The organism is Flavobacterium sp. (genome assembly GCF_035292545.1).
Lineage (GTDB): Bacteria > Bacteroidota > Bacteroidia > Flavobacteriales > Flavobacteriaceae > Flavobacterium.
In genome coordinates this window covers 1-3,594 of sequence record NZ_DATDPV010000037.1, presented here as the reverse complement: position 1 = coordinate 3,594, position 3,594 = coordinate 1, and the positions used below count along the sequence as shown (strand labels likewise).

Annotated in this window: 4 protein-coding genes and 2 tRNA genes; 2 read left to right on the top strand and 4 right to left on the bottom strand. The window is 36.0% G+C overall.

Annotated elements, in window-relative coordinates; genetic code table 11:
* The 3 genes from VI621_RS06295 to VI621_RS06285 all read right to left on the bottom strand — a co-directional run.
* Positions 1-231, bottom strand: a 231-nt coding sequence (locus tag VI621_RS06295; protein ID WP_324217532.1) for a GIY-YIG nuclease family protein, incomplete at its 3' end; no start/stop codon positions are given.
* Positions 232-255: 24 nt separating this feature from the next.
* Positions 256-351: transfer RNA gene (locus tag VI621_RS06290), tRNA-Glu, on the bottom strand.
* 90 nt (positions 352-441) lie between these two features.
* The gene (locus tag VI621_RS06285; RefSeq protein ID WP_324217531.1) at positions 442-1,002 is read right to left on the bottom strand and encodes a hypothetical protein; all 561 of its coding nucleotides are present in this window, start codon (positions 1,000-1,002) and stop codon (positions 442-444) included.
* Positions 1,003-1,357: 355 nt separating this feature from the next.
* Between VI621_RS06285 and VI621_RS06280 the strand changes: the two genes are divergently transcribed.
* Entirely contained in the window at positions 1,358-1,813 is a 456-nt protein-coding gene (locus VI621_RS06280; protein ID WP_324217530.1) for a hypothetical protein, read from the top strand.
* Between the two features lie 109 nt (positions 1,814-1,922).
* Here the strand turns inward: VI621_RS06280 and VI621_RS06275 are convergent.
* Positions 1,923-1,995: transfer RNA gene (locus tag VI621_RS06275), tRNA-Gln, on the bottom strand.
* 468 nt (positions 1,996-2,463) lie between these two features.
* Here VI621_RS06275 and VI621_RS06270 point away from each other — a divergent pair.
* On the top strand, positions 2,464-3,591 hold the full coding sequence (locus VI621_RS06270) for a T9SS type A sorting domain-containing protein (protein ID WP_324217529.1): 1,128 nt from the start codon (positions 2,464-2,466) through the stop codon (positions 3,589-3,591).
* Positions 3,592-3,594 lie beyond the last annotated feature (3 nt).

Sequence of the window (3,594 nt, the reverse complement as noted above, 5' to 3'; positions counted from 1 at the left end):
CTTTGATTTTAGCCAAAGGTATCCCTCAATTGATTTGAAGAAGCTCTCTCTTGCATAAGCTTCTTTCCTAGTGCCAAACACTTCAGAATAATGAATTTGATATGGTATATGCCCCTTTGTATATCGCACTTTTCCTGAATTATGAATCATTAACCGAGCATCGAGATTATTGGTAGAACCATAATAATAACTTTTATCTTTTAGACTTTTTAGAATATATGTATAAAACATTATTAAGAATAGAGATGAAATTAGTAGCGCGTGCGGGATTCTTCCGAAGGAATCCCTTTGGGAGAACCCGCGATCCCCGCCTTGAGAGGGCGATGTCCTAAGCCACTAGACGAACGCGCCTATTTAAAAGCCGACAAAAATAAGCATATCTAGAATTTGGAATGTCTTCAGTTAGTTAACTTGAAAAGGAGGGATTTTAGTTTTTTGTTTTTAATATAGCCACATCTCCAGGAAATAAAAGAAAGCAACAACAGAAAAGTAATAACCAAAAAGTGCAAACCATATTTTCAAAGCTCTTTCGTGACTACTTCCTTCAACAAAATAACCAGCAGCAATAATAAAAATTACTAATAAGACAACCATGTTTATCCATAAGCTGGCATCATCATACCCTTTACCGTCCAAATTTTGCATGGCAACCAGAGTCGTTAATCCTAATAGCGTTATCATCAGCGGCATATACTTTTCATACCAGGGATATTGGGAAGGGGTCGATTTTAGTAATCCTACAAAAAATCTTATCACAATAAGTCCGGCACAAATAAAAATAGCTGCAAGCAATCCGTTCGATGAATTCATAAACGGAGCCCGACTGGGAACTGCAGAGTTAAAAATAATATTTGTAATAAAGTACACCACCGTTATTATTAAGCCTACAAAAAATTGATTGCGATTTTGTCGTCCCCATAATTCATAAGGAGTAAAAAAATCTTTTATTAATCTGAATATAAATTTATCGTGTCGTGCAGTGGTTGACAATTGAGCTTCCATAAAATTTAATCCTTGGTTACCGGAGTCAAAATAATTTAATTAGGAATTATAGTCAATATACTTTATCTAATACAAAATATATACTGATATATATAAATTATTAAATATATAACCTCCGTTAGCCATACCTATTGGTTTTCTGTAATTAGCGTATTAAGGATGTATTCCATTGTATATACTTGTAATTCGAACAGTTTCTATTGATTATAAGCTCAATTTCACGGATATTTGCATTATTATTGCCAAGTGAGGCATTATATGTGTAATAATTTCTCTTTTCATTCTCTATTCAGTTTTGCCCTTTCGGGATATTATCCAATAAATTTTTTGTTAAATATTTTTGTAAGGGGAATCAATGAAAATTTTTTATTTCTTTATTAGCTTTTTCTTAATTCATTTCTTTATACCAGTCAGCTGTTTTGCTCAGGATATAAATGTACACAATTACATTGGCAAGAGTCAGTCTGATGTGATTAAGAAATATGGTAAGCCTGTTCACCAGGATAACAGCAATCCATCGATGTTATGTATGTTTTACAAAAGTGGTTCCAACAACATGATTTTTGTTTCCAACGCGGAAGGAATTTACCAGTCTGAATCCTCTAGTTCTTATAACCGGGAGGAGGATGCCCGCTCATTGGTTGATTCATTTATATCAGGCTCAGTTTCCAACGGATACATGGTTGATACTGTTACAACCGGAGATTTCCATCTTAAAAAAACAGGTGTAAAAGTAGATCTCCAGATCTCCGAAAATAAATTATCCAAGAAGTTCGATATCCGTGTGAAAGCAAACAGATCAGCCGAGTGATTTTCCTATAAAAATCCGGCGAACTTTAATTGTATAGAGGTTATTTAGTAGGCAAAAAAGAATCCCGCAAAGGCGGGATGAAAATAAATCATTCTCAAACCTTTTATCGCTGCCCCGTCAGGGGTCGAACCTGAACTTTTCTGATCCAGAGTCAGACGTGTTGCCAATTACACCACGGGGCAAATAATATTAAATGCAAAAATATGACTTTTCAGAAACTAAAACTAATACTTGTTAATTGTCGAATTGATCAGAAAATCCCGATCTTTTTATGAATCTAAAGTGAGGTAAGACTATACAAGACAACATTTAATAATATAAAACCAATTATATCAAAGAGTATTAAAAAAGTATTTAGTGTTTTTTTCTTATTTCTAATGGTTTTATATTCTAATTGTCTTCTATCAAGATGGAACAAAAGAAACTAGATGTTTCTAACAGAGAAAAAAAGTAAAATATTGTACTTCCTGAAGGAATAATCTCTAAAGAATTAATATTGCAAGCAACTGAAAACTACGCATGCTTGTATAAATCAGTCAATTTCGTTAACTTCGTATCGTTCGTCAGGTCCAGGAGCCACCGATCTAATAATACCATAGACATTACTTTTCTATGCGAAAAGGTATCATTTAATTAATTAAGGAGGTCCAATGAGAAGTTCAAAGTGTACTATTCTTTTAACGTTTGGGCTTTTGCTGGTATTGGCTTTTTCAAATGCGGCATATTCACAGATTACAGTTGCGCCGGAGGATTTGCTCGGACAAATTGGTTCAACACAGATTGTACTTGAAGACCAAAGATTCAGTATCCCGATTGATGTCGGTTCACCGGGTGCAGACCAGGTCTGGGATTTTCGCAGCCAGGTCATTGAAGACACTCTTTTTTCGGTTTACGAATTTTTAACTCCGGACGAAACCGGATCCGCCGGTACATTTCCTGATGCCAATATGGCACAAAGGATAACAAGCATTGATGAACCGGGTTTTGAAGTTTTCAATTTTTATAACATAAGCCCTGATTTTTTTATTAATCTTGGCGATAGTTCAAGAATTTCCTCTGAGGAATTTGACACATCTTTTGTTTTTTTTCAAAACGATACCATCGCACCACTGCCTGTCGCCTTCGGAAATACGTGGATTACAACAGAGCGTGATACCACAGGTTTTTTCCCTGCTGCTGCAACCATCTCTATAGATACAACAGTTAACTCGATTGATGGCTGGGGAACAATCCGTCTCCCAATGGGCGACTTTGAATGTCTTCGAAACAAACAAATTGTACAGGTGATAAACCAAACAATCTTCGATGGGATGGTTTTCTCAACCACCGTCGATTCATTTGTTCAATACAACTGGGTCACGTCAAATGTTTTTCTACTTGCGCATGCACAGAGCCAGAATGGAGACACCGACCCAGACTTTGCAAATGCACAGGGTTTCGGGAGGCTGGATTCGCTCAGTGCCGGACCTACAAGTGTAGCATATAATCTAAAAGTTCCTGCCGAATTCAAATTATCCCAAAATTATCCCAATCCATTCAATCCTGAAACCGTTATCAGGTACCAAACAATAGAAAACGGATACGTTGAATTAGCTATATTTAATTTGCTTGGGGAAAAAGTGAGAGTTGTATTAAATGAAATTCAGTCTGCAGGTGCTTATGAGGTCAGATGGAATGGCACAGATAATAACAAAAATCCACTCAGCAGTGGAATTTATTTATACCGCCTGACGTCCGGTGCTTTCAACTATACGAAAAAAATGATCCTGTTGCGGTAATTT